Annotated in this window: 24 protein-coding genes and 1 pseudogene; 5 read left to right on the top strand and 20 right to left on the bottom strand. The window is 70.8% G+C overall.

Going from position 1 to position 23538, the window contains the following annotated elements:
* The first annotated feature begins 165 nt into the window (after window positions 1-165).
* Window positions 166-921: an enoyl-CoA hydratase gene (locus GEV07_25580; protein MQA05940.1), complete on the top strand. Its 756-nt coding sequence runs from the start codon at window positions 166-168 to the stop codon at window positions 919-921.
* 2 nt (window positions 922-923) lie between these two features.
* Window positions 924-2095 (top strand): annotated as a pseudogene (locus GEV07_25585) (acyl-CoA dehydrogenase).
* On the opposite strand, the gene GEV07_25590 reads toward GEV07_25585, so the two are convergent.
* Window positions 2092-3054, bottom strand: a complete 963-nt coding sequence (locus GEV07_25590) for a transcriptional regulator (GenBank protein MQA05941.1) — start codon at window positions 3052-3054, stop codon at window positions 2092-2094. The pseudogene GEV07_25585 and the gene GEV07_25590 sit on opposite strands and share 4 nt — an antisense overlap.
* Window positions 3055-3200: 146 nt before the next feature.
* On the opposite strand from GEV07_25590, the gene GEV07_25595 reads away from it, so the two are divergent.
* Window positions 3201-3764, top strand: a complete 564-nt coding sequence (locus GEV07_25595; protein MQA05942.1) for a hypothetical protein — start codon at window positions 3201-3203, stop codon at window positions 3762-3764.
* A 4-nt stretch (window positions 3765-3768) separates the two neighbouring features.
* Here the strand turns inward: GEV07_25595 and GEV07_25600 are convergent, their stop codons facing one another.
* The 11 genes from GEV07_25600 to GEV07_25650 all read right to left on the bottom strand — a co-directional run bounded on the left by GEV07_25600 (window position 3769) and on the right by GEV07_25650 (window position 14617).
* Entirely contained in the window at window positions 3769-4374 is a 606-nt protein-coding gene (locus GEV07_25600) for an NUDIX domain-containing protein (GenBank protein MQA05943.1), read from the bottom strand.
* 35 nt (window positions 4375-4409) lie between these two features.
* Window positions 4410-6119, bottom strand: coding sequence for a CTP synthase (locus GEV07_25605; protein MQA05944.1), 1710 nt, complete (start codon window positions 6117-6119; stop codon window positions 4410-4412).
* A gap of 130 nt (window positions 6120-6249) precedes the next feature.
* On the bottom strand, window positions 6250-7299 hold the full coding sequence (locus GEV07_25610; protein ID MQA05945.1) for a copper transporter: 1050 nt from the start codon (window positions 7297-7299) through the stop codon (window positions 6250-6252).
* Window positions 7203-8363 carry a hypothetical protein gene (locus GEV07_25615; GenBank protein MQA05946.1) on the bottom strand — a complete coding sequence of 387 codons (1161 nt, stop codon included), beginning with the start codon at window positions 8361-8363 and terminating at the stop codon, window positions 7203-7205. Before GEV07_25615 ends, GEV07_25610 begins: the two co-directional genes overlap by 97 nt.
* A complete protein-coding gene (locus tag GEV07_25620) occupies window positions 8360-9307 on the bottom strand; it encodes a hypothetical protein (protein MQA05947.1) in 948 nt (315 codons plus the stop codon). The genes GEV07_25615 and GEV07_25620 overlap by 4 nt, the downstream gene beginning before the upstream one ends.
* 156 nt (window positions 9308-9463) lie before the next feature.
* Window positions 9464-9682, bottom strand: coding sequence for a hypothetical protein (locus tag GEV07_25625; protein MQA05948.1), 219 nt, complete (start codon window positions 9680-9682; stop codon window positions 9464-9466).
* 45 nt (window positions 9683-9727) lie between these two features.
* The gene (locus GEV07_25630; GenBank protein MQA05949.1) at window positions 9728-10279 is read right to left on the bottom strand and encodes a nucleoside-diphosphate kinase; all 552 of its coding nucleotides are present in this window, start codon (window positions 10277-10279) and stop codon (window positions 9728-9730) included.
* A 48-nt stretch (window positions 10280-10327) separates the two neighbouring features.
* A complete protein-coding gene (gene recN / locus GEV07_25635) occupies window positions 10328-12040 on the bottom strand; it encodes a DNA repair protein RecN (GenBank protein MQA05950.1) in 1713 nt (570 codons plus the stop codon).
* Window positions 12040-12996, bottom strand: a complete 957-nt coding sequence (locus GEV07_25640; GenBank protein MQA05951.1) for an NAD kinase — start codon at window positions 12994-12996, stop codon at window positions 12040-12042. Before GEV07_25640 ends, recN begins: the two co-directional genes overlap by 1 nt.
* Window positions 12993-13784, bottom strand: coding sequence for a TlyA family rRNA (cytidine-2'-O)-methyltransferase (locus tag GEV07_25645; GenBank protein MQA05952.1), 792 nt, complete (start codon window positions 13782-13784; stop codon window positions 12993-12995). Before GEV07_25645 ends, GEV07_25640 begins: the two co-directional genes overlap by 4 nt.
* Before the next feature lie 2 nt (window positions 13785-13786).
* On the bottom strand, window positions 13787-14617 hold the full coding sequence (locus tag GEV07_25650) for a hypothetical protein (GenBank protein ID MQA05953.1): 831 nt from the start codon (window positions 14615-14617) through the stop codon (window positions 13787-13789).
* A gap of 176 nt (window positions 14618-14793) precedes the next feature.
* Here GEV07_25650 and GEV07_25655 point away from each other — a divergent pair, with 176 nt between their 5' ends.
* Window positions 14794-15123, top strand: a complete 330-nt coding sequence (locus GEV07_25655; protein MQA05954.1) for a sterol-binding protein — start codon at window positions 14794-14796, stop codon at window positions 15121-15123.
* Between the two features lie 165 nt (window positions 15124-15288).
* Window positions 15289-15885 (top strand): hemolysin III family protein, encoded by a 597-nt coding sequence (locus GEV07_25660; protein ID MQA05955.1) that lies wholly within the window; start codon window positions 15289-15291, stop codon window positions 15883-15885.
* Window positions 15886-15888: 3 nt separating this feature from the next.
* On the opposite strand, the gene GEV07_25665 is transcribed toward GEV07_25660, so the two are convergent.
* The 8 genes from GEV07_25665 to GEV07_25700 form a co-directional block, all read right to left on the bottom strand.
* Complete coding sequence (locus GEV07_25665; protein ID MQA05956.1) at window positions 15889-16881, bottom strand: HAD-IIA family hydrolase; 993 nt, start codon at window positions 16879-16881, stop codon at window positions 15889-15891.
* A 17-nt stretch (window positions 16882-16898) separates the two neighbouring features.
* Window positions 16899-17309, bottom strand: coding sequence for a tetratricopeptide repeat protein (locus GEV07_25670; GenBank protein ID MQA05957.1), 411 nt, complete (start codon window positions 17307-17309; stop codon window positions 16899-16901).
* A 113-nt stretch (window positions 17310-17422) separates the two neighbouring features.
* A complete protein-coding gene (locus tag GEV07_25675; protein ID MQA05958.1) occupies window positions 17423-18586 on the bottom strand; it encodes a monooxygenase in 1164 nt (387 codons plus the stop codon).
* 11 nt (window positions 18587-18597) lie between these two features.
* A complete protein-coding gene (locus GEV07_25680; GenBank protein ID MQA05959.1) occupies window positions 18598-19656 on the bottom strand; it encodes an amidohydrolase family protein in 1059 nt (352 codons plus the stop codon).
* Complete coding sequence (locus tag GEV07_25685; GenBank protein ID MQA05960.1) at window positions 19653-20090, bottom strand: cupin domain-containing protein; 438 nt, start codon at window positions 20088-20090, stop codon at window positions 19653-19655. Before GEV07_25685 ends, GEV07_25680 begins: the two co-directional genes overlap by 4 nt.
* An 11-nt stretch (window positions 20091-20101) precedes the next feature.
* Window positions 20102-20929, bottom strand: a complete 828-nt coding sequence (locus GEV07_25690) for a hypothetical protein (protein MQA05961.1) — start codon at window positions 20927-20929, stop codon at window positions 20102-20104.
* Window positions 20922-22655, bottom strand: coding sequence for an ATP-binding cassette domain-containing protein (locus GEV07_25695; protein MQA05962.1), 1734 nt, complete (start codon window positions 22653-22655; stop codon window positions 20922-20924). Before GEV07_25695 ends, GEV07_25690 begins: the two co-directional genes overlap by 8 nt.
* A gap of 28 nt (window positions 22656-22683) precedes the next feature.
* A complete protein-coding gene (locus GEV07_25700) occupies window positions 22684-23322 on the bottom strand; it encodes a hypothetical protein (GenBank protein ID MQA05963.1) in 639 nt (212 codons plus the stop codon).
* Window positions 23323-23538 lie beyond the last annotated feature (216 nt).

Here is a 23538-nt window from a genome sequence, read left to right on the forward strand (position 1 = left end):
ACCTGGTGCGGACACGGCATCTTCGCCCACAACCTGGTCAAGATCGGTGCACTGGCCGCGTGAAGAGCCACCCGGGAAGACCACGCTCGAAGAAACCCACCGAACACGAACCAGGTCACCCCAGCCCACCATTTTTCAGGTTGAAGTAGTTAGGTGGAAGCATCGATGTCCGTCGTCCTGCTCGAACGTCCCGCCGCGAACGTGGCCCTGGTCAAGATCAACCGGCCGGAGAAGCGGAACGCGCTCAACGCCGAGGTACGTACCGAGCTGGCTCGGGTGTTCGGTGAGCTGGCGTCGTCCGACGTCCGTGCCGTGGTGTTGACCGGGGACGAGCGCGCCTTCGCCGCGGGTGCGGACCTGGGTGAGCAGGCCGACCGCGACGTCGTCGGTGCCATGCAGACGCCCGCGTCCAGACCGGTCTGGGACTTCCCACGACCGGTGATCGCGGCCGTGAACGGGTATGCCCTCGGCGGCGGGTGCGAGCTCGCCATGCAGTGCGACTTCATCATCGCCTCCGATACCGCGCGCTTCGCACAGCCCGAGGTGAACCTCGGCATCGTGCCCGGCGGCGGCGGCACACAGCAGCTGCCGCGGCTCGTCGGTAGGAGCAATGCGCTCTACCTGTTACTCACCGGCACCAGGATCGACGCCGAGCGGGCCCACCAACTCGGACTCGTCGCGGAGGTGGTGGCCGAAGATGCGACGCCCCGGGCGCTGGAACTCGCCGGGCAGATCGCCGCGCTGCCACCGCTGACCACCCGTGCGATCAAGGCAGCGGTCCGGGGTGGCCTGGACGCACCTCTCCCCGTCGGTCTCGACATCGAGCGGCGTAACTACGAGACGATGTTCGGTACGAAGGACCTCCGCGAGGGCATCACCGCATTCTTCGAGAAGCGCGCCGCTTCGTTCACCGGGGAGTGAGCATGGACTTCGACCTCACCGACGAGCAGCGCGCCGTCAAGCAGACGGCGCGCGCCTTCGTCAGCAACGAAGTCGTTCCGCTCGAGGCAGTGCTGCTGCGCCGCCAGGCGGATACGAACGAGGGTCTCACCAGGGACGAGCTGCGCGCCGTCCAGCTCAAGCGAAGGAGTTCGGCTTCTGGGGGCCGGCAACGCCGGTGGAGTACGGCGGCATGGGACTCGATGCGGTCACCCAGTCGCTGCTGCACACGGAGCTGGGCCGGAGCATCGTACGGTTCCATCTCGGCGGCGACGCCGACAACATCCTGTTCCACTGCGACCCCGAACAGCGGGAGCGGTACCTGCTGCCGACCATCTCGGGCGAGCTCGTGTCGTGCTTCGCCGCCACCGAACCCGACGCAGGGTCCGATCTGACCGCCATCAGAACCACTGCCCGCCGACAGGGTGGCGAGTGGGTCATCAACGGCGCGAAGACGTTCATCACGCACGGCATGGACGCCGACCTCGCCATCGTGATCGCCCGCACCGAGCCGCAGGCCGACCACCGCGACGCGTTCACTGCCTTCCTGGTCGAACGGAGCATGGGGTTCACCTCGACGCCGATCAAGACGATGGGCCAGGCTGAGCCCGCAGCGTTGTCGTTCGACGACGTGCGGGTCCCCGCGGCGAACGTGCTCGGCGAGGTCGGTGACGGCTTCCGGCTGGCGATGGAGTGGATCGGACGCGGCCGGTACATCCTGCCGTCACGGGCAGTCGGCGCAGCCGAACGGCTGCTTGGGATGGCCGTCGAGTACGCCGATGTGCGGCAGACGTTCGGCAAGAAGCTGCGGGAGCACCAGGCCATCCAGTGGATGGTCGCCGACTCCACGGCACAGCTGGAGGCCGCACGGTATCTCACGCTGCTTGCCGCCTGGTCAGCCGATCACGCGCCGCAGCAACGCGTCGCGACGTCCGCGATGGCGAAGCTCAACGTGGCCGCCTGGGTAAACGAGATCGCCGACCGCGTGCTGCAGATCCACGGTGGCATGGGCTACACGCAGGAGCTGCCGATCCAACTCTGGGTGCGTGATCTGCGCCTGCTCCGCATCTACGAAGGCAGCGACGAGATCCAGCGCAGGACCCTCGCCAAGCAGGTGTTCGACGGCCGCTACCGACCGGGCGGGCACCTCGACTAGATCCGGTCGTGGCCCATGTGCTCGTGGAACCGCAGGTCTCCGTACCTGACGTCGTGTCCGCAGGTCGAGCACGCCACGACTGGTGCCAGCCGGGAACCGCACGGCGTATGCCGCAGCAGCACCCCCTGCGGGTTCGCACCCGTCCTCTCCACCCCCCAGGCGAGCATGGCGAGGTACATCGGGTACAGGTCGAGGCCCTGTTCGGTCAGTCGGTACTCGTAGCGGACGGGACGGCTGGCATACGGCTTCTTGCGCAGCACCCCGACCTTCACCAAGCGGCTCAGCCGCTGCGACAGGATGTTCGACGCGATGCCCAGGGCCTGCTCGAACTCGTCGAACCGACGGATGCCGAAGAAGCTGCCCCGCAGCACCAAGCTGCTCCACCGGTCGCCGGTGACCTTCAGCGTGCGCGCGATCGAGCAGGGACCGTTGCGTTCCAGCAGCTCCAGTCCCGGCACCCTGGTGCGTCCCCTCGGCGTCGGCACAGGCGCCGGTGGCACGTCGGCGAACTCGACGTCCCGAGCGGCGACCGGCTTCGAACACTCCGAACACCGCACCTGGGTCGGCGCGGTCGAACCACAGGGGCTGTGCTCGACGGTCAGCGGCGGCCCGGCCGGCGCCGGTAGCCAGGTGTCACCCCAGTTCATCGCCATCAGCAGACACGGCACGAACGCTTCACCGGCCTCGGTGAGCACGTACTCGGGCTTGGCCGCCGTCGCCCGGTTCCGCTTCGTCAGCAGACCGCCTGCGCACAGGCTGTCCAGCCGCGCGTTCAGCGTCGACCTGGCCGCGCCCAGATGCTGCTGGAACGCGTCGAACCGGGTGACCCCGCACACCACCGCCTCGCGCAGCACCAGCCACGACCAGGCGTCGCCGACCGTCTCGATCGCCGCGGCGACACCGTCGGCACGCCGGTCGCCGGCCTGCGCCGCTGCGGTAGGGAGTGCACCAGCAGGCATGCGCCAAGCATAGGGGGCGCAGCCGCGGTTCGCCGGTGTGGCTCAGCGGCGTACGTCAGGGGGCGTACGTGTGCTGTCGCTCGTGGGCGGACGTACGGGAGGGGGTGGTCCGCGACGATTGGCGGTGACGGAGTGAGGTGATCGAGATGACGGCGACCTTGCCGGTGGAGCCGACGACTGTACGCACGCGGCGGCGGGCAGTCCGGTCCGCGAGGCGGCTGCCGCTGCTTCCCGTTCGTGCGCGGAAGGTGGTGCTGCTGCTGCACGTCATCTCGTCGGTGGGGTGGCTGGGGCTGAGCATGGCGAACATCGTGCTCGCGGTGACCGGTTACACGACCGCCGACCCGGTTCGGCAGCACACCGCGTACAACGCGCTCGGGATGCTCGGGGACCTGCTGCTCACACCCGTCAGCCTGACCGCGTTCGGCACCGGGCTGGTGTTGGCGTTCGGGACCCGTTGGGGGCTGCTGAAGCACAAGTGGGTGTTCGCCAAGTTCCTGCTCACCGCGGTGCCGGTGGTGCTGATCCAGGTGTCGCTGCTGCCGACCATCCACGACGCGGTGGCGATCGTCGCGGCGACGCCGGCAGGTCAGCTGGCAGACGTCGCCGACCCGGGCAGCGGCCTGGTTGCCGCCGCATTCGTCTCCACCACCATGTACACCACGAGCACCGCGCTCTCGGTGTTCAAACCGCGCCGCGCGAAGCGCTGACGGCCTACCCGGCCTCCGGCGCGTCCGCCGGACGCAGCGACCCGAAGCCGTCGGCGCGGGCCACCCAGGCGGCCAGTACGCCGGTCTGCAGGCTGGGGTTGTGCAGCTCGCCGGCGAGCACCCCCTGGACGAGGTCGGCGAGCGGCACCCAAACGATCGGCATGCCGAGCTCCTCGCCGTGCAGGTCGAGCGGACGACCGGTCGCGTGTGCGGAGATGCCACGGGCCAGGTACACCCGCACCCGTTCCGCGGACGCGCCAGGGCTGAGGTAGACGTCGGTCAGCGTGCGCCACTCGTCCGCCTCGTAACCGGTCTCCTCGTGCAGCTCGCGGCGCGCGACGTCCAGCGGCGTCTCGCCGTCCATGTCGCGCAGGCCGGCGGGCAGCTCGAACAGGAACGCGCCGACCGGGTGCCGGTACTGCCGCACGAGCAGTACCCGCTCCTGCTCGTCGAGCGCGAGCACCGCGACCGCACCCGGGTGGGCGATGTAGTCACGTACGGCCGGTCCTGCGGCACCCAGCTCGACGGTGTCGCGTACGACGTCCCACACCTTGCCGTGGAAACCGACCTCGGTCTTCGTGACCGGCAGCCTGCCGTGCTCGTCGACGATCGGTCCGGTCCACAGCTCCACGCCCGCGGGGTGGTTCACGCGTGCACGGCCTTCTCGATCTTCGCCAGCTCGGCGATCTCCTCGGCCTGCTCCCGCGGCCAGTCGCCGAGGCCCTCGGCATGCTTCACCGCCGCGGCGATCAGCCCGGCGAACAGTGGGTGCGGGCGGGTTGGCCTGGACCGCAGCTCCGGGTGCGCCTGCGTGGCGACGAAGTACGGGTGTGCGTCCCTGGCCAGCTCGACGTACTCCACCAGCCGGCCGTCCGGCGAGTGCCCGGAGACCACCAGCCCGGCCGCCTCCAGCTGCCCGCGGTAGGCGTTGTTCACCTCGTAGCGGTGCCGGTGCCGTTCCTTCACGAACGGCACGCCGTACGCCTCGCGCACGAGAGTGCCCTCGGTCAGCTCCGCCGGGTACAGGCCGAGCCGCATGGTGCCGCCCATGTCGCGCTCCCCCGCCACCACGTCGACCTGGTCCTCCATGGTGGAGATCACCGGGTCGGGCGTGGTCGGCTCGAACTCGGCGCTGTCCGCCTCCAGCAGCCCGGCCACGTCGCGCGCGAACTCGACGACGGCGCACTGCAGGCCGAGGCACAGACCGAGGAACGGGATGCGGTTCTCCCTGGCATGCCGGATCGCGCCGATCTTGCCCTCCACGCCGCGGATACCGAACCCGCCGGGCACGCACACCGCGTGCACGCCGTCGAGCTCCCGCGCCGCGCCCTCCACCGTGGCGCACTCGTCGCTGGCCACCCAGCGGATCTCCACCTTCGTACGGTGCGCGAAACCGCCGGCACGCAGCGCCTCCGTGACCGACAGGTAGGCGTCCGGCAGGTCGATGTACTTGCCGACCAGCGCGACCGTCACCTCACGGGTCGGGTGGTGCACCCGCTCGAGCAGCTCGTCCCAGGCCGTCCAGTCGACGTCGCGGAACGGCAGCCCGAGCCGCCGCACGACGTAGGCGTCGAGGCCTTCGGAGTGCAGCACCTTCGGGATGTCGTAGATGCTCGGCGCGTCCGGCGCGGCGACGACGGCGTCCTCGTCCACGTCGCACATCAAGCTGATCTTGCGCTTGGTGCTCGTCGGGACGACCCGGTCGCAGCGGCAGACGATCGCGTCCGGCGACACGCCGACCTGCCGCAGCGCGGCGACCGAGTGCTGCGTCGGCTTGGTCTTCAGCTCCCCGGACGGGCCGATGTACGGCACCAGCGAGACGTGGATGATCAACACGTTCTCGCGGCCGACCTCGTGCCGCACCTGCCTGGCCGCCTCGAGGAACGGCTGCGACTCGATGTCGCCGACGGTGCCACCCACCTCGGTGATCACCACGTCGACGTCGTCGGTCGCCATCCGCCGGATGCGCGCCTTGATCTCGTTGGTGATGTGCGGGATGACCTGCACCGTGTCACCGAGGTAGTCGCCGCGGCGCTCCTTCGCGATCACCGTCGAGTACACCTGGCCGGTGGTGACGTTCGCCCGGCCCTGCAGCTCGGTGTCGAGGAACCGCTCGTAGTGGCCGATATCCAGGTCCGTCTCGGCGCCGTCGTCGGTGACGAACACCTCGCCGTGCTGGAACGGGTTCATCGTGCCCGGATCGACGTTCAGATAGGGGTCGAGCTTCTGCATCGTGACGCGAAGCCCGCGGGCCTTCAGCAACATGCCAAGGCTGGAGGCGGTCAGTCCTTTACCCAGCGACGACGCGACGCCGCCGGTGACGAAGATGTGCTTGGTGGCCCCAGAGTGTGCCAACACTCGCTCCCGTTGTTCACCGAACGTGCCTGACGACGTCCGTCCCACGGGATTCCAGGCTAACAACTCCGCGGACGAGCCGGCGACCGCCACGCCGTCGGGTGACCTGTCGGCATCGCGGTGTGTCCGGCTAAGAGTCGCTGCCGGCGGACGGGGAAGGCGCCACGGCGTCCGAACCGGCGCCGGAGCCCCACTGGCCGGTGGAGCCGTTGCCGTCCAGCGCCAGCGCCAGCGTCGTCACCACGTACCCGGGCGGGGTGTCCAGGTTGTCCACCGTGGAGACGGACTCCTGGGCGCCCTGGTCGTCGCGTAGCGCGGTCACCACGCCACCCCGGCCGGCGGAGTCGCTCGGCGCGGTCAGCACGGTGCCCGCTCCGGTCTCGTCCAGGTAGCTGGCCAGCGCGACGGTCGAGTCGTTGCCCACGGACGCCTGGTTGCCGGCGTACTTCTCCGCCGGCCCCACCACGATGGCGAGCGACGCACGCTTCTGCGGCGCACCGCTGAGGTCGAGGAACTTCGCCTCCTCGAACGCGGTCAGCGTGCCGGTCGCGTCGTCGTCGGTCTTGCCGAGCGCTTCCTCGTCCTTGGTGACCGTGGCGTTCGCGAGCAGGTACGCGGCGCGTTCCGCCGGGACGGCGTCGGTGGGCATGTCGAGCTCGGTGCTCTTGCCGAGGGTGTCGGTGAGGCCGCCGAGCACGCCCACCTTGCGCTTGTCCACGTACGTGTTCCGCAGGGTGACGGTGCCGGTCACGGTGCCGCCGGCCATGTCCACGCCGTCGGACACCTGCCGCACCTGGCTCCGGTCCGCACCCGGGGCGGCGAACACCACGACCCGCTTGCTCTTCAGCTCGTCGGCGAGCAGCCGCGGAGCCATCGTCTCCACGAACTGCCCGGTGGTGCGCTCGCCGTCCTCGAGCGACCGCAGGTCACCGCGCAGCTCTTCGTTGCGGTCACTCAGGTCGTCGGCGGTCTGCGTGGTGCTGCGCAGGACGATGTCGTTGAGCACCGTGCTGCCGAGCACGAGGCCCATCGCCAGGGCAAGGAAGACGGCGATGATGGAGACGAGGTGGTAACGGAAATCGATCACGAGCCCAACCCGCTGATCAGCTCTCGGAGGAAGGTCAAGAACACGCCGCCGACCGGCGAGATCACGCCAGCGACGACCATGGCGATCAGGCACGCGACGACCATCGCCACCAGCGACCTGCCGGTGATGCGAGGACGGTGCAGCCGGCTGACACTCTTCGCGTCGACCAGCTTGCCGCCGATGCGCAGCCTGCTGAGGAACGTACTGGCCATGCCCCCGCTGCCCTTGTCGAGGAAGTCGACGAGCGTCGCGTGCGTCCCGACCCCGACGATCAGGCTCGCGCCCGCGGCGTCGGCGAGCAGCATGGCGAGGTCCTCACCGCTGCCGGTCGCCGTGAATATCGGTGCTTCCACACCGAGATCGTCGACGCGTTCCTTGCCGGGGACCCGGCCGTCGCGGTACCCGTGCATCACGATCTCCGCGCCGCAGTGCAGCGCGCGGTCGGACATCGTGTCGATGTCGCCGACGACCAGGTTCGGGCGGTAGCCCGCCTCGAGCAGCGCGTCGGCACCGGCGTCCACGCCGATCAGCACCGGGCGGTACTCCTTGATGTAGTGCCGGAGTGCACGGAGGTCGTCGCGCCAGCGGTGCCCGCGCACCACCACGAGGCAGTGCCGGCGGCGCAGCCGCGTCCTGATCGGCGGGATGCCACCGCCGTCGAGGAGCAGCTCGGCCTCCCGCTTCAGGTACTCCATGGTGTTGGCGGCGAACGCCTCCATCTGCACGGAGAGACCGGCCTTGGCCTCCGAGAGCGCCTGGGTGACGGTCGCCTCGGTCTGCTCGACGCCGCTGGCCACCAGCCGGTCGCCGACGTACAGCGCGTCGCCGTCGAGCCGCACCCGCATGCCGTCGTCGAGCGTGGTCAGCAAGTCGTCGCCGACCTGGTCGACCAGCGGGATGCCCGCGGCCACGATCACCTCGGGACCGACGTTCGGGTACCGGCCGCTGCTGCTCGGCGCCGCGTTGACGACCGCCGCGACCCGGCGGGCGACCAACGCTTCCGCGGTGACGCGGTCCAGGTCGACCTGGTCGATCACCGCGATGTCACCGGGCGCGAGACGCTTGGTCAGCTCCTTGGTACGTCTGCCGACACGGGCGGTGCCGGCGATCCCGGGTAGTCGCTCGTGCTTCTGGCGGCGCATGGTAGGTACTTTCATCGCGCTGACATCGTGACACGACAGCGCGTCACTTCCCGGCAACACCACGCCCCGGTGTCCCGATTTTTCTGACCAACCGGACACCGTACCGGGGTTAACCGGTGCGGTTCTGCCCTGCGGGTCGCCTCCGCTCTCGGCCGCGCCCGGTCCAGGTCCTTCAGCAGTGGCCGCAGGTCGACGCCCTGGTGTGCGTACGGCTGCGCCGAGCGCACCGCCTTCGCCAGCTCCGGGTACCACCGCGGCTCGAGACGACGCATCAGGCCGCGGGCACGGTCGGCGAACGTCGCCGTCGGCTCGCGGCTCCACGGCAGCTCCCACTGGCGGCGCAGCACTGCCGCCGTCGGGGACGGACGTCCGGGGCCCTGCTCCTCCGGGGAGCTCCGGTAGACCAGCTCGTGCCTGGGGTTCTCGACAGTGCCGATGCTGCGGTAGATCTCGGTGGGCGCCAGCCTGTTGCGGTCGATCATCTCGGCCGTCGCCAGGATCCCAGGGTCGGAGTTCTCCGGGTTGGCCGCGAACCGGCCGCCACCCAGTTCGGCCTGCATCTGGGCGTACCGGTCCAGTGCGTTCAGCTGGCTCAGCGCCACGGGATCCCCGGCGTACGCCACCCGCAATGGGTACTCGGCCTGCTGGAACTGCTCGAGCAGGCTGCGACCCCGCTTCGGGTCGTTGAGCTGCACGTCGAAGAGCACCGGCTTGGAACCGCCCTTGCCGGGGTCGTCGGGGTGCGGTGTCGTCACGTACGGGACGGACTCGTCCACCCACTGCCGGCAGTCCCTGGTGGTGTAGAACGCGGCCGTGTGGTCCTCCTGCCTGAGCAGCTTGAACCACTGCGGGTGGACGTGCCGCATCTCGTCGGTGCCGAGCTCCACCGGCTGCACGAACTCCCGGCCCGCGCGGGCCGCGTCCGCTTCCCACGTCCGCAGCAGCGAGCGCTTGAGCACCTCCCTTGCCTGCCCCGGCGCGGCCGCCCACGACGATCGCCCACGGGTCGTCCACCGGCGGCGTCCGGTCGAGCACCGGCACGATGAGCTCGTGGAACCGTCGCCGATGTTTCCCCAGAAGGTAGGACGTGCAGGTTGGGATCGAGCTGGGATTCATCAGCCCTGGGTGACCAGCCGCCGCGCCTGCGGGCCGTACTCCGCGATCAGCCGCTCGACCTCGGCGGCCGACGCACGGAACAGCCCGCGCCGCAACTCCCAGTACCTGTCCGCCTCGCCCCGGTGCTGCCGCCGTACTGCGTCCGCGTGCAGGGCGCGGAGGATCTCCGTGGCTACCTCGTATCGGGTGCCCTCGTCCGGCAAACTGCTCTCGGCCATCCGGCTCCGCCTTCCACGATCAGCGGGCCGGGCCGCACCGGCCCGCTAGGTAACGGTCTCGCCGAGGGTGGGGAACCAGAGCTTGATCTCCCGCTCGGCCTCTTCTAGATCGCCTGAGGCATGGATCAGGTTCCTTACCGGACGGGTCTCGTCGTTGGCCAGGTCGGCGGAGTCGGAGCTGTAGTCGCCGCGGATGGTGCCGGGTGCGGCCGAGACGGGCAGCGTGTTGCCGACCAGCTTGCGTACGGTCTCCACGGCGCGGTTGCCGGACAGCACCATCGGCACCAGCGGGCCGCTCTGCATGAACTCGACCAGCCAGCTGCGTACCTGCTGCCCGATCTGCACCGCGTCGTCGGTGCCGAGCTTCTCCTGCGCGGAGATGCCGAGCCGCTCGTAGTCGGCGAGCGTCTTGCCGCCGACGGCGCCCAACCAATCCTCGTCGCGCGGGTAGTGGTCGTCGATGATCGCGTTCTCTCCCCGGGACACGCGAATCTGTTCCAACCGCAGGCCGCAGCGCTCGAACCGCGCGATGATCTCACCGGTGAGGCTACGCGCGTAGGCGTCTGGCTTGAGGATGACCAGGGTCTTCTCGTACACCGCTCGCGAATCCTTTCGAAGGGGTTGGCAGCCCGGATCCTACCGGGCTCAGGTACGTCCGCTGCGGTCGGCCGCGGCCATGTCGAGCAGCTCCTCGGCGTGCGCCTGGCCGAGCTCGGAGTCCTCCAGGCCGGCGAGCATCCGGGCGAGCTCGCGCACCCGGCCGTCATCGTCGAGTGTGGTCACGCCGCTGCTGGTGAACGTGCCCTCGGCGTCCTTGCGCACCAGCAGGTGGCGGTCGGCGAACGCGGCCACCTGGGGCAGGTGCGTCACGACGACCACCTGCGAGTTGGCGGCCAGCCGCGCCAGCCGGCGCCCCACCTCGACCGCCGCCTTGCCGCCCACGCCGGCATCCACCTCGTCGAAGACGAACGTGGGCACCGGGTCCGCGCCGGCGAAGACCACCTCCACCGCGAGCATGATCCTGGACAGCTCACCGCCGGACGCGCCGCGGTGCAGCGGGCGCGCGGGCGCACCCGGGTGCGGGGTCAGCAGCACCTCGACGGCGTCGTCACCCGTCGGCCCGCGCTTCTCGGCCGGCGACACGACCACCTCGACGGTGGCGTCCGGCATGGCGAGGTCGGCGAGCTCCCCCGACACCTCCTTGCCGAACTTCACCGCGGCGCGCTGCCTGGCCTTGGTCAGCTTTGCGGCCAGCTCGTCGAGCTCCTTCGCCAGCGCCGCCTCGGTCTGCTGCAACTCCCCGATCCGCTCGTCGTCGCCGTCCAGCTCGGTGAGCCTGGCGGCCGCGTCGCGTGCCCAGGCGAGCACCGCGTCCGCGTCGTCGCCGTACTTCCTCGTCAGTGCGCCGAGCGCCGCCCGCCGTTCTTCGACCGCCGCGAGCCGCGCCGGGTCAGCCTCCACCGACGTCGCGTACGACGCCAGCTCGCCGCCGCAGTCGGTGAGCAGGTAGCCGACCTCGGCGAGCCGGTCGGCCAGCGCCGCGAGCTCCGGGTCGTGGTCGCGCATGCCGTCGAGCGTCTGCCGCGCGCCGGCCACCAGCGAGGCCGCGTCCGTGCCCTGCGCCGCGGCCTCGTCGCGGTCACCGAGCAACGCGGCGTGCGCGGTCTCCGCCGCCGTACGCAGCGCGTCCGCGTGTGCGAGCCGCTCCGCCTCGGTGGCCAGCTCGGCGTCCTCGCCGGCCACCGGCTCGACCTGCTCCACCTCGGCGAGCCCAAGCCGCAGCAGGTCGGCTTCCTGGGCGCGCTCGCGCGCCTTCGTGGTGAGCTCGTCCAGCGTCTCCCGTACCTCGCGGTGCTTCTCGTAGCGCTCGCGGAACACGGCCAGTGGCTTCGCCACGTTCGACCCGGCGTAGCTGTCCAGTGCGGCGCGCTGCCTCGCCGGCTGCAGCAGCCGCTGCTGGTCGGCCTGGCCGTGCACGGCCACCAGCTCGGCGCCGATCTCGGCGAGCAGGCTGGCCGGCACCGTACGGCCGCCGAGGAACGCGCGCGACCTGCCCTCCGCGCCGACGGTGCGGGCGAGGATGAGGGCGCCGTCGTCCAGCTCCGCGCCGGCGTCGGCCGCGCGCGTTACCACGGTGCTATCGGCGGGTACGCACACCCGGCCCTCCACCGACAGCCGCGGATGGCCGGGACGCACCCGGCCGGCGTCGGCGCGGCCGCCGAGCAGCAGGCCGAGCGCCGTCACCACCATCGTCTTGCCCGCGCCGGTCTCGCCGGTCAGCACCGTGAGGCCGGGCGCCAGCTCGAGCACCGCCTCGTCGATGACGCCCAGCCCGTCGATGCGCATCTCTTCCAACATCACTGCGCCGCCTCACCGGCCGTGTCGGTCGACTGGCCCCGCCAGCCCTGGACGGGCAGGCCGAACTTCGCCACCAGCCGATCGCTGAACGGGTGCGGATGCAACCTGGCCAGCCGCACCGGCAGCTCGCCGCGGCGTACCTCCACCCGGGCACCGGGCGGCAGCTCGAGCGCACGCCGGCCGTCGCACCACAGCACGCCGTGCGTGGGTCGGTCGGCGGCGACCTGCACGACGATGGACGAGCTCGGCGACACCACCAACGGACGGGCGAACAGCGCGTGCGCGCTGATCGGCACCACGAGCAACGCCGCCACCTCCGGCCACACCACGGGGCCGCCACAGGAGAACGCGTACGCCGTCGAGCCGGTCGGGGTTGCGCACACCACGCCGTCGCAGCCCCACCGCGAAAGCGGGCGGCCGTCCACGCCGACCACCAGCTCGAGCATCCGCTCCCTGTCGGTCTTCTCCACCGACGCCTCGTTCAGCGCCCAGGTGGCGGCGACCTCCTCGCCGTCCCTGAAGACGCGTACGTCGAGCGTCATCCGCTCCTCGACGTCGTACTGGACGTGCACGATCCGGCCGAGCAGGGCGGCGAGGTCCTCCCGCTCGGCCTCCGCGAGGAAGCCGATGTGGCCCAGGTTGACGCCGAGCAGCGGGGTGCCGGCGGGACGGGCCAGCTCGGCCGCCCGCAGCAGGGTGCCGTCGCCGCCGAGCACCACCACCAGCTGGGCGCCGGCCGCGGCCGCCTCACCCGAGGCGGTGACCTCGACCCCGGGCAGGTCGTGCACGTCGAGCGCGGCCGCCTCGTCGGTGAGGATGCGTACCGGCACCTCACTCTCCGACAGGTGCTTGATCAGCAGCTGGGCGCTGCGCACGGCGGCCTGCCTGCCGGTGTGTACGACCAGCAGCACGGGGGTCGCCGACCGCCCGCCCGCCCTGTCCTCTGCTGCGCTCATCCTCCTCCGAGCACCGTCTCACGTACCGCTGCCTCGATGTCCAGGCCTGCGCCGGCGCGCAGCCAGAGCAGGTACTCCACGTTCCCGTGCGCACCCTGGACGTCGCTCTCGACCAGCCCGCGCACGCCGAGGCCGCACTCGCGCGCGGCCGCCGCGACCGCGGTCACCGCGTCCGCACGCAGCTGCGGGGACCGCACGACGCCGCCGCCCACCGCCTGCCGGCCCACCTCGAACTGCGGCTTCACCAACAGCGCGTGGTCGGCGTCCGGTGTCGCGCACCGGGCGAGCGCGGGCAGTACCAGCGTCAGCGAGATGAACGACAGGTCCGCGACAACCAGGGCGACCCGACCGCCCAGTGCGTCGGGCGTCAGCTCCCTGACGTTCGTGCGCTCGTGGACGCGTACCGCGGGGTGGGCGCGGATCGACGCCGCGAGCTGCCCGTAGCCGACGTCGACGGCGTGCACCTCGGCGGCGCCGGCGCGCAGCAGGACGTCGGTGAACCCGCCGGTGGACGCGCCGGCGTCAAGCGCGCGGCGACCCTCGACGTGCAGCCCGTCCTGGCCGAACGCCGTGAGCGCGCCGGCGAGCTTCCGCCCCGATCTGGCCACGTACTCGGCCGCCGGCCGGTCGACCTCGATCGCCGCGTCGTCCGCGACCGGCCGGCCCGGCTTCGTCGCCGTCCGCCCGGCGACGGCCACCCGGCCGGCGCCGACGAGGTCGTGCGCCTCCCGCCGCGACCTGGCGAGGCCACGCCGGACCAGCACGACGTCGAGCCGGGCGTCGGTCATCATCAGTCGCCGTCGGTCTCGCGATCGAGATCGGCCAGCACGTCCTGCAGGCCCGCATGTGCGGCCTCGTACGCGCCGACGTGCTCCTCGGTCGGCCGGTCTGCCAGCAGCTGCAGCGGCGCAACCACCTCGTCCACCCGCGCCTCCCCCGTCCCCGGCGGCTCCGGCATCGCCGGCTCGGGCGCCCGCTCCGCCGGCACGCCCGCGGCCTCGGCACCAGGGCCAGCCACGTCGAGCTCGCCGGCGTCGGTGGCGCCCGCGTCGGCGGCGTCGAGGTCGACTGGTTCCGGGTAGCTGTCGACCGGCTCCTGCTCGGCCGCATAGGGCTCGGCGCCCGGCGCGTCGGGCTCGGCCTCCCCCGGCGACGCCGACGGCTCGGCCATTGGGTCGGTCACCGCTGGACCTGCAGCCCAGAACTCGGCCGCCGACGGGTCGATCGGCTCCGCGACCGCTGGCTGGATCGGCGGCTCCGCCGCCACTGGGTCTGGGTCGCCCGCCGCCGGGTCGGCCATCGGCTCGGCCACCGCCGCTGGCTCCGCAGCCGCCGGCTCGTCGGCCGCCGCCGGTAGCTCGGCTGGCGCCGGTAGCTCGGTTGGCTCGGCCACCGCTGCCTCGGCCTCCGGTGCTGGCTCCGCGGCCGCCGGCTCGTCCGCCGGTAGCTCGGCTGGCTCGGCTGCCGGCTCGGCGGGTGGGGCGAGCCATGGGGCGGGTGCGGCTGCCTCGTGCGTCACGTGGGTCTCAGTGGCCGCATCCGACACACCTTGCTCGGTGGGTGCCGTCTCCTCCTCGGCCGGTGGGCCGGGTCGATCGTGCTGGCCCTGCGCCTCGGTCACGGCCTCTCCTTCCGACGTGGAGCCTCTGCGCGAAGAACGCTACCTCCCCCGCCACCGCATCCGACGCAGATATCCCCCGCGTCCCGATCCCGGCGAGGCAAGCCCCCGCCGGGATCGGCAGGCGCTACCGTGATCACCGGGTGCCGCGTCGGCACCGGACCGAGCGGAGGCAACCGATGGCGACACTCGAGGAGTGCCAGCAGGCGATCGACGGACTCGCCCAGAAGATCCAGGAGTCCGGCGACAAGTCCGGCCTGGGCGAGCGCACACTCAGCTGTCACGTCAGCGACCTCGACGTCACGTTCCACGGCACCCTGCGCCGCGGTGAGCTGGTCGACGTCACCACGCAGCCGCAGCCGAAGGCGCAGATCCGGTTCACGGCGACCAGCGACGACCTGGTCGCGATGGTGGACGGCAGCCTGGACATGGCCAAGGCCTGGCTCACCAAGCGGGTCAAGGTGGAGGCCAGCATGATGGACATACTGAAGCTCAAGGCGATGCTCTAGGGAACATCGCAGCACCCAGATACGTTACTCGTGAGTAACGTACGCCCCGAGCCCCGGAGGACGCCCGTGGCCACCCAGCCGCCTGCCACCGTAGGCGACCACCTCCCCGGCACCGAGGACCTCGCCCGGCTGAAGCCGAAGCTACGCGGCTGGCTGCACGCCGGCATGGCGCCGCTCGTGCTCGCCGCCGGCATCGTGCTCACCGCGCTCGCGCCTTCGCCGCTCGCGCGGCTCGCGGCAGTGGTGTACGCGCTGACCTCACTGCTGCTGTTCAGCGTCTCCGCGATCTACCACCGCGGCACCTGGACGGCCCGCGTGCACGCCCTGCTGCGCCGGCTCGACCACTCCAACATCTACCTGATCATCGCCGGCACCTACACCCCGATCGCGTTGCTCGCCATGTCCGGCGGGCCCCGGATCGCCGTGCTCACGGTGGTCTGGACAGGCGCGATCCTCGGCGTAGTGTTCCGGCTGTTCTGGCTGAACGCGCCGCGCTGGCTGTACACCCCGCTGTACGTCGGGCTGGGCTGGGTCGCCGTGTTCGTCTTCCCGCAGCTGCTCACCGGCGGCGGCATAGCCGCGTTCGTGCTGGTGCTCGCCGGCGGGCTCGCGTACACCGTCGGTGGGTTGGTCTACGCGCTCAAGCGCCCGCGGCTGAGCCCTCGCTGGTTCGGTTTCCACGAGGTCTTCCACGCGTGCACGGTGGTCGGCTACACGGCGCAGTACATCGCCGTCTCGTTCGTCACGTACAGCCTGGTCTGAGGCTCAGCCCGCGCCCAGCGCGGCCAGCGCCGCCCCGGCGTCCGGCGGGCTCGGCTCGGCCCAGCTTGCGGCGCACAGTGCGCGCAGCCCGTCGTCAAAGGCGCCCGAACCCTGCAGCTGCAGCTCACGGTCGACCACCGCGGCGGTCCACGATCCGCACCGCCAGCCGTCGGCCACCGGCACGACCGCCGGCTGCGGCCGGGTCAGCGCGGCGAGGTCGGACGCCAGGTAGTTCGGCCGCATCTCGGCCGGTGCGCGCACCACGTCGGCCGGCTGCGACACGCCGGTGAGCACCAGCAGGCTGTCGACGACCGCACGTACGGCGCCCGCGATGTCGGTGTCCAGCCGGTCCCCGACGACCAGCGGCTTGCACGCGCCGCTGCGCCGCATCGCCTCCTCGTACAGCGCAGGCTCCGGCTTGCCCGCGGACACCGGGTCGACGCCGGTAGCGATGCGCAGCACCTGCACCAGCGACCCGTTGCCCGGCATCGGGCCACGCGGCCCGGGCAGGGTGATGTCCATATTGGACGCCACGAACATCGCGCCGCCGCGGACCGCGTGCGCACCCTCGGCCAGCTGCGCGTAGTCGAGGTCGCTGCTGAAGCCCTGCACGACGGCGACCGGCTCGTCGGCGGCGGACGTCACCGCCCGCAGGCCGCTCTCGCTGACCGCCGTCCAGAGCCCGGCGCCGCCGAGCACCAGCACCGGCGCGCCGGCCGGCACCTTGTCGGCGATCAGGTGGGCCGCCGCCTGCGCGGACGTGACGACGTCGTCGACGGCCGCGTCGACGCCCAGCCCGCGCAGCTGCTCCGCGACCACGTCCGGCGGACGGGAGGCGTTGTTCGTCACGAACGCCGCCCGCATGCCGGCGGCCCTTGCGGACGCCAGGCCGGCCACCGCACCTGGCACCGCGTGGTCGCCGAGGTACACGACGCCGTCGAGGTCGAGCAGCGCGGTGTCGTACTCGGCCGCGAGTGGTTGGGTGGATTCCTTCAGCACCGGTGCCGGTGGGGTCAACTGACTGCCTTTCGCGCTCGGGCGACCCGAAGCGCTTTTCGGTAGTGCGGCCGCTCCGGTCGCAGTGCTACGGCGACGGTGAGGTGCTCGACGGCCCTGTCGAGCTCACCGTTGCGCGTCGCCGCGAGCCCCAACCCGAACAACGCGTAGTCGTCCACCGGGTTCTCGTCCACGATGATCGCGAAGCTCTCCGCTGCCGCGGCGTACTGTCCTGCATCGTACTGCGCGCGGCCCAGTGCCTCCCGCACGCTGTGCTTGGTGGGCTCGGCGTCGGCCGCCCGCTCGAAGAGCTGCAGCGCTGCGGCCGGACTGCCCGCGGCCAGCAGCGACAGACCGCGCTGATACCACTCGTAGACGCCACCGCGAGGTGGCGTCGGATCATCCCCGGGTGATCGGTCCTCCGGCATGACGACCTCCAAGGCTGCCCCACGTACCCGTCGTCGGCGCCCATTCTCCCACCGCGGATGGCCGGTTGCAGGTGTCACACGAACCGTGACCGAACGCAGTCACGGCGCAGCTGTCAGTCGCCCGGACCCCGCAGGCCGAACGCGAGGCTGGGGTCGCCAGGCCACCAGGTGTGCCTGACCTGGCTGCGCTCACCCATCTCCCTGTTGCGCTCGACCAGGTTGCGGCCGAGGTCGAGCTGGCCGGGCTCCCAGGCCTGCAGTGCCGCGACCACGTCGCCGTCGTGCTTGCGTACGGCGTCGGCCAGCGCCCACCCGTCCGCGGCCGCCTTCGCTGTGCCTGCCGCCGCGTGCGGACGCGCGCAGAACGCCGCATCGCCGATCAGGCACACCCGGCCGAACGCCATCCGGCGTACGGCGACGTCGAAGATGCCCTGGATGAACGGCTCCGCCGTCGACCGCACGACCTCCGCCATCGCCGGCGGCAGCACGTCGGCCGCCGCGGCCAGCTCCGCGACGTACTCCTCCCGCAGCATGCCGGGCGGCACCGACAACGGACGGTAGACCCCGGCGCTGTCGGTCATCAGCGCCTCGAACTCCGTGCCCGCCGGCACGTTGCGGTACCAGACGAAGTTCATCAGCCGGCGCCCGCGCTCCCTGGCCCCGTCGAGGCCGGGGATGGGGTACGTCAGCAGGTGGCTGCCCGGCAGCACGTGGTACGTGATCGCGTCGGCGAGCTCGGTCAGCGTCGCGTCGGTGAGCGCCGCCTCCTCGGCCGTGCCCCGCCACCCGGTGTACCCCGCGTAGCGGGCGACGGCGTCCGGCTGCAGCACGGCACGCGCCGCCGACGCCGCCCCGTCGGCACACACCAGCAGGTCGCAGCCGGTCTCGCCGTCGTGCCGCTGCTCGAACCCGGTCATCTCGCTGCCCAGGTGGTAGCGCTGCGCGTCGAAGTGGTCAAGCATCGCCCGGTACAACGTGTTCCAGGACGTGAACCGGTGCCGGCACGACTCCTCGTGCACGACCTCGCCGGCGCTGTCGACGTACCGCCACCAGCTCGCGCCGACGCTCACGTCGTCGAGGTCGAGCAGCTCGCGCTCCACCAGGTAGCGGACGGTCAGCTCGTGCACGACGATGCCGGCGCCCCGGCTCTGCAACTTGGTCCGCGACCGCTCGTACACGCCCACGTCGCACCCGGCGTCGCGCAACAGCAGGGCGGCCGTCAACCCGCCGAGCGAGCCGCCGACGACGGCGACCCGCGGACCTGACGGCGTAGCCATCGGGCGTCCGGTCAGCCGGCGAGGACGCCGGCCGGCAGGCCGAACAGCCGTTGCGCGTTCGCCGCGGCGATGCGCTGGTGGTCCTCCGGTGCCAGCTGGATGTCGGCCAGCTGGTTGGGCAGCGAGCCGCCCGCCATGTCGTACGGGTAGTCGGTGCCGTACGCGACCCGGTCCGCGCCTACCAGCTTGATCAGGAAGTCCAACGCGCGCGGGTCGTGCGTGACGGTGTCGTAGGTGAACCTGGTCAGGTAGTTCGACGGCTGCTGCGCCGGCCCGCTCGACTCCGTACGAACCCGGTACCCGTGGTCGAACCTGCCGATCTGGTACGGGAAGAAGCCGCCGCCGTGCATCAGCACCAGCTCGAGCGCCGCCAATCTGTCGAGCACGCCGCTGAAGATCAACCGTGCCGCGCTGACGCACGTGTCCAGCGGGTTCCCGACCAGGTTGGTCAGGTAGAAGTCCTCCAGGCCCGGCTTGTCGCCGACATACGTCGGGTGCAGGATCAGCGGCACGCCGAGCCGCTGCGCCGTCTCGAGCACCGGCACGAGGCTCGGGTCGTCCAGCGGCGTACGTTCGATCACCGGGGCGATCTCCGCGCCGCACAGGCCCAGCGTCGTCACCGCGCGCTCCAGCTCCGCCGCAGCCGCGTCCGGGTCCTGCATCGGCAGCGTCGCGACCGCCGCCATCCGGCCGCCGGACTCGCCGACGAACTTCGCCAGCGAGTCGTTCGCCAGCTTCGCGAAGTCGACGGCGATGGACGACTCCGCCCAGTAGATGAACATCGGTGGCGCGATGGAGACGACCTGGAAGTCGGTGCCGAGCTTGTCCATCTCCGCGACCCGGTAGTCGAGGTCGTAGAACCCGGGGTTCAACGGGTACCTGAACCCCTGCGGGTGGACGAGCCAGTCCTGCCCGCCGGCCCGGTCGAGCGTGATGCCGTCGAGCACCTTGCCCTTCCTGGCATCCGCGACGAGCTCGGGCGGGATGAAGTGGTTGTGGATGTCCACGACCGCGGTCGGGTAGAGATCGGCTGGCACGTTCGACAAACCTCCGTCGGTGTTGGCGGTCATTCAGGCGCGACGATGCTGCGCATCGCCTGCTCGGCGAGATGGTCGAGGTCGGGCAGGTTCACCACCATCGGGTTCGGGTCGGACCTGACGACCACCCACGCGGTCTCGTCGTCGGCCGAACCGTTGATCTCCTGGTGCACGACGTGCGCGGGGATGAAGACGAAGCTGCCAACGTCGGCCTCCGCGACGTGCTCGAGCCGGTCGCCCCACCGGAACCTGGCGATGCCCGACAACACGTAGAGGACCGTCTCCTGGTCGCCGTGGTGGTGTGCACCCGTCGCCGCACCCGGCTCCACCGTGCTCAGGAACGCGCTGAGCCGCTTGGCGTCCGGGTTGCGCCCGTCGAACGCGACCTCGCGGAAGAGTCCGGGCGTCTGCGGCGTGTCCGTCGACCGCATGTCGGCCGGCACGATCCTGACCTTCGGTTCCTCCATAGAGCCCTCCCTCACTGACCGAGATCCCACGGCATGGCGCCGGACAGCTGGGTGATCTGCACGGCGAGGTACGCGATGGAGATGGCGAAGAACGCCCATCCGAACACCCTGCCGCTCGTGCTCGACGGCAACGCCCGCATGTAGGTGCGCGACTTGTGGGCGCCGTAGCCACGGATGTCCAGTGCCATCGCCTGCGTCTGACCGTTGCGCAGCCCGAGCACAATCATGGCGAACGCCAGATGCCGGCCCCGCCGCCAGCGGCGCACCAGCCAGTTGGTGTCGTGACCGAGGTCGCGGATCCGTTGCGTGGTGGAGATGTCCTTGCCGAGCAACAGGAACGCGGGGAACAGCACCAGGCCGAGCACCGGAGCATGCACGAACCGGTAGCTGAGCCCGACCTTGGAGAAGCTCTGCACCAGGTCGCTCGGGTGGGTGGTGAACGCGAAGATGAGCCCGGAGATGCCGATCGCGCCGAACCGCAGCGCCAGCAGCGCACCGAAGCCGAGCGCACTCCAGGTGAGGTCCTTGATCGGCGTGTGGATCGCGATGTCCGCGGAGCCTGCGCTGACCTGGCCGTGGTAGAAGAACGGGAAGACCAGCGTCAGGATGAGGATGAACGGCAGCAGCACGCGGCCGAAGACCCAGTAGGTGCGCAGCGAGACGCCGGTGAAGAACGCCGCGCACGCGAAGCAGAACAGGAACAACGTCAACCCGACGTAGATGTTCGCGTTGAAGATCGCGACGAACGAGACCCCGACGATGAACAGCGTCTTCGAGACCGGGTCCATCCGGTGGAAGAACGAGTTCGCGTCCCGGTACGAGAGTTCGAGATCAGACACCGGCGGCCTCCTCGATGTGGTCGATCACCCAGCCGGTGTCGGCGGTCGGCGCGCCGAACAGCGCGTGCGAGAACTCGTACACCGCCGGCCGTTTCAGCCTGGCACGTTCGAGCACGTCGGTGCGGGCGAACAGCTCGAGGGCGGTGCCCTCGAAGATGACCTCGCCCTCGCACATGGCCACACAGCGGTCGGCGTACTCCGCGACCAGGCGCATGTCGTGCGTGATGAACGCCACCGCGGCCCCGGCGTCGGCCAGCTCACGCAGCAGCAGCATCAACCGCTGCGCCTGCTGGTAGTCCTGCCCGAACGTGGGCTCGTCGAGCACGACGACGTCCGGCTCGGTGATGACCATGCACGCGACCGACAGCCTGCGCTTCTGGCCGTGGCTGAGCACGTACGGGCTCGCCGACTTGCGGTCCTGCAGCCGGACGCTGTCGAGGTAGCGATCCACCCGCTGCCCGATCTCCGCCGGGTCGTACTTCATCGCGTGCAGGCCGTGCGCCATCTCGTGCTCGACGGTGTTGCGCACGAACTGCTTCTCCGGCATCTGGAAGATGAACGCCACCCGCCGCACCAGGTCGGCGAACTTGTACTTCGTGGTCAGCTTCCCCTCGACCAGCACCTCGCCACGCGTCGGCTTGTGCAGACCGTTGAGGTGCGCGGCGAGCGTCGACTTGCCCGAGCCGTTCTGCCCGACGATGGCGAGCAGCTCGCCCCGGCGCACCTCGAGGTCCACACCGCGCAGGACGTCCGGCTGCGACGAGTACGAGAAGTGCACGTCCCTGGCCTCGATCACCGCCTCACCGGCCTGCGACGGCGGCTCGGCCACCGGCTCGGGCGCCCGGCCGAGCTCGACCCGCTCGCGCACCCCGGCGACGAGCTCGGCCGCGTCCAGCGGCAGCTGCGGAAGCGACACGCCGCGCGACCGCAGCTCGAGCGCCACCTCCGCCGCCTGCGGGATCCACAGACCGAGCCGGTCGCGTACGTCCAGACCGTGCTCGGCGAGGAACTCGCGCGGGTCGCTAGGGCCGTGCACCTTCGCCCCATCGACCAGCAGTACCTTGTCGACCTTCCGGAAGACCGCGTCGACCTCGTGCTCCACCACGAGCAGGGTGGTGTCGCTGTGCTCCCTGATCCGGTCGATCGCGCCGAGCACCTCGTCGGTGCCGACCGGGTCGAGGTTCGACGTCGGCTCGTCCAGGATCAGCACGCGCGGCTGCATCGCGAGCATCGCCGCGAGTGCGACCCGCTGCTTCTCGCCGCCGGAGAGCTTGCTCGTCGACCGGGTGCGGAATCCCTTCAATGCCACCAGATCCAGCGCCCTGTCGATCCGCGCGTCGATCTCCGACGTAGGGATCAGGTAGTTCTCGAGCGCGAACCCGATCTCCTCCTCGACGGTGAGCGTGACGATCTGGTCCTCGGGGTTCTGGAACAGCATGTTCACGCACTGGAAGCGCTCGCTCGGCGTCAGCTCGCGCCGGTTCACCAACCCCTTCTCCTGGTGGTCGATGAGCACCCTGCCCTCGTTCTTGCCACCGAAGAAGTCCGGGTAGATCCCGACCAGGTTCAACGCCAGGGTGCTCTTGCCCGACCCGCTCATGCCCAGGATGAGCACGAAGTCGCCGCGCGTCACCTCGAACGAGACGTCCTCGAGCTCGGGACGGTCGGAGCTGCTGGCGTCGTACCAGAAGCTGTAGTTCTCCACGGCAAGTGCCGGAGGAGGCATCGGCGCTCCCTTTCCCTTCCGCGCCGCCCTACGCGTAGCTGTCCGCGGAACCTTGCCGCGCCGGCGGTTCCTGCACGGTCGGCGCACCGGCCTTCTGCAGCCCCTTGCCGAGGTATCTGGCGGCGATGCCCCAGACCAGACCGCCGAGGAAGCCGACCAGGATGGAGATCAGGCCCCACATCGCGCCGCCGGCCAGCTTGAAGCCGCCGAGCACCACGAACAGCGCGACCTGGTTGAGGCCGCTGGCCGCACCACTGGTGAGCGCGAACAGCAGGTTCTGGCTGCGCCACCGCAGTAGCCAGAACACCGCGAGCGCGCCGATGGACGGGAACAGCGCGTACCACAACAGGATCGGGCCGTCCGGGTCACCGAAGAACCAGCGGATCAGGCCCGTGACGACCGCTGCCAAGACGATCACACCGGCTCGCTTGCGCAGGTAGGCACCGGCGAAGTAGAGCAACCACGTGAGGCCGTTGTAGATTGCATAGAACGCGAAGCCGGCAGAACCGCCCAGCCAGACCGTGCGTTCGAGGAATCCCAACGCGCCGACGATCTCGATCACCGCCTGGATGATCCCCAGGAGGACGGCGACGACGATGTCGAGCGTGTTGAGCTTGAAGTCCTGCGCGAACCGGAACTTGCCAGAAGAAGCACTAACGGTAGCCATCTGGAGCCACCCACCTTCGTTCGTTAGGTGCACCCCCGTCGGGTCTGTCGGGTCATTCCCCCCGTCGCATCGAACCGAGGATGTCCCGAGTTCCGTTGAACTTCGGTGGCGGCCCCGAGGTGATCGTTAGGCCACCTGCTCGTGTTCAGCATCGCATGGGGTACTGACAGTCTCGGTGAACTGGGCGTTGAGCGTGTCGCGGAGCTGGCGGAGGTG

This window comes from Streptosporangiales bacterium, from assembly GCA_009379825.1.
Lineage (GTDB): Bacteria > Actinomycetota > Actinomycetes > Streptosporangiales > WHST01 > WHST01.

Excerpts from the sequence above, each read along its gene's own strand:
- GEV07_25580 (MQA05940.1), top strand. The coding sequence starts at position 166 with ATGTCCGTCGTCCTGCTCGAACGTCCCGCCGCGAACGTGGCCCTGGTC.
- GEV07_25590 (MQA05941.1), bottom strand. The coding sequence starts at position 3,054 with ATGCCTGCTGGTGCACTCCCTACCGCAGCGGCGCAGGCCGGCGACCGG.
- GEV07_25595 (MQA05942.1), top strand. The coding sequence starts at position 3,201 with ATGACGGCGACCTTGCCGGTGGAGCCGACGACTGTACGCACGCGGCGG.
- GEV07_25615 (MQA05946.1), bottom strand. The coding sequence starts at position 8,363 with ATGAAAGTACCTACCATGCGCCGCCAGAAGCACGAGCGACTACCCGGG.
- GEV07_25625 (MQA05948.1), bottom strand. The coding sequence starts at position 9,682 with ATGGCCGAGAGCAGTTTGCCGGACGAGGGCACCCGATACGAGGTAGCC.
- recN (MQA05950.1), bottom strand. The coding sequence starts at position 12,040 with ATGTTGGAAGAGATGCGCATCGACGGGCTGGGCGTCATCGACGAGGCG.
- GEV07_25640 (MQA05951.1), bottom strand. The coding sequence starts at position 12,996 with ATGAGCGCAGCAGAGGACAGGGCGGGCGGGCGGTCGGCGACCCCCGTG.
- GEV07_25645 (MQA05952.1), bottom strand. The coding sequence starts at position 13,784 with ATGACCGACGCCCGGCTCGACGTCGTGCTGGTCCGGCGTGGCCTCGCC.
- GEV07_25655 (MQA05954.1), top strand. The coding sequence starts at position 14,794 with ATGGCGACACTCGAGGAGTGCCAGCAGGCGATCGACGGACTCGCCCAG.
- GEV07_25660 (MQA05955.1), top strand. The coding sequence starts at position 15,289 with ATGGCGCCGCTCGTGCTCGCCGCCGGCATCGTGCTCACCGCGCTCGCG.
- GEV07_25670 (MQA05957.1), bottom strand. The coding sequence starts at position 17,309 with ATGCCGGAGGACCGATCACCCGGGGATGATCCGACGCCACCTCGCGGT.
- GEV07_25675 (MQA05958.1), bottom strand. The coding sequence starts at position 18,586 with ATGGCTACGCCGTCAGGTCCGCGGGTCGCCGTCGTCGGCGGCTCGCTC.
- GEV07_25680 (MQA05959.1), bottom strand. The coding sequence starts at position 19,656 with ATGACCGCCAACACCGACGGAGGTTTGTCGAACGTGCCAGCCGATCTC.
- GEV07_25685 (MQA05960.1), bottom strand. The coding sequence starts at position 20,090 with ATGGAGGAACCGAAGGTCAGGATCGTGCCGGCCGACATGCGGTCGACG.
- GEV07_25695 (MQA05962.1), bottom strand. The coding sequence starts at position 22,655 with ATGCCTCCTCCGGCACTTGCCGTGGAGAACTACAGCTTCTGGTACGAC.
- GEV07_25700 (MQA05963.1), bottom strand. The coding sequence starts at position 23,322 with ATGGCTACCGTTAGTGCTTCTTCTGGCAAGTTCCGGTTCGCGCAGGAC.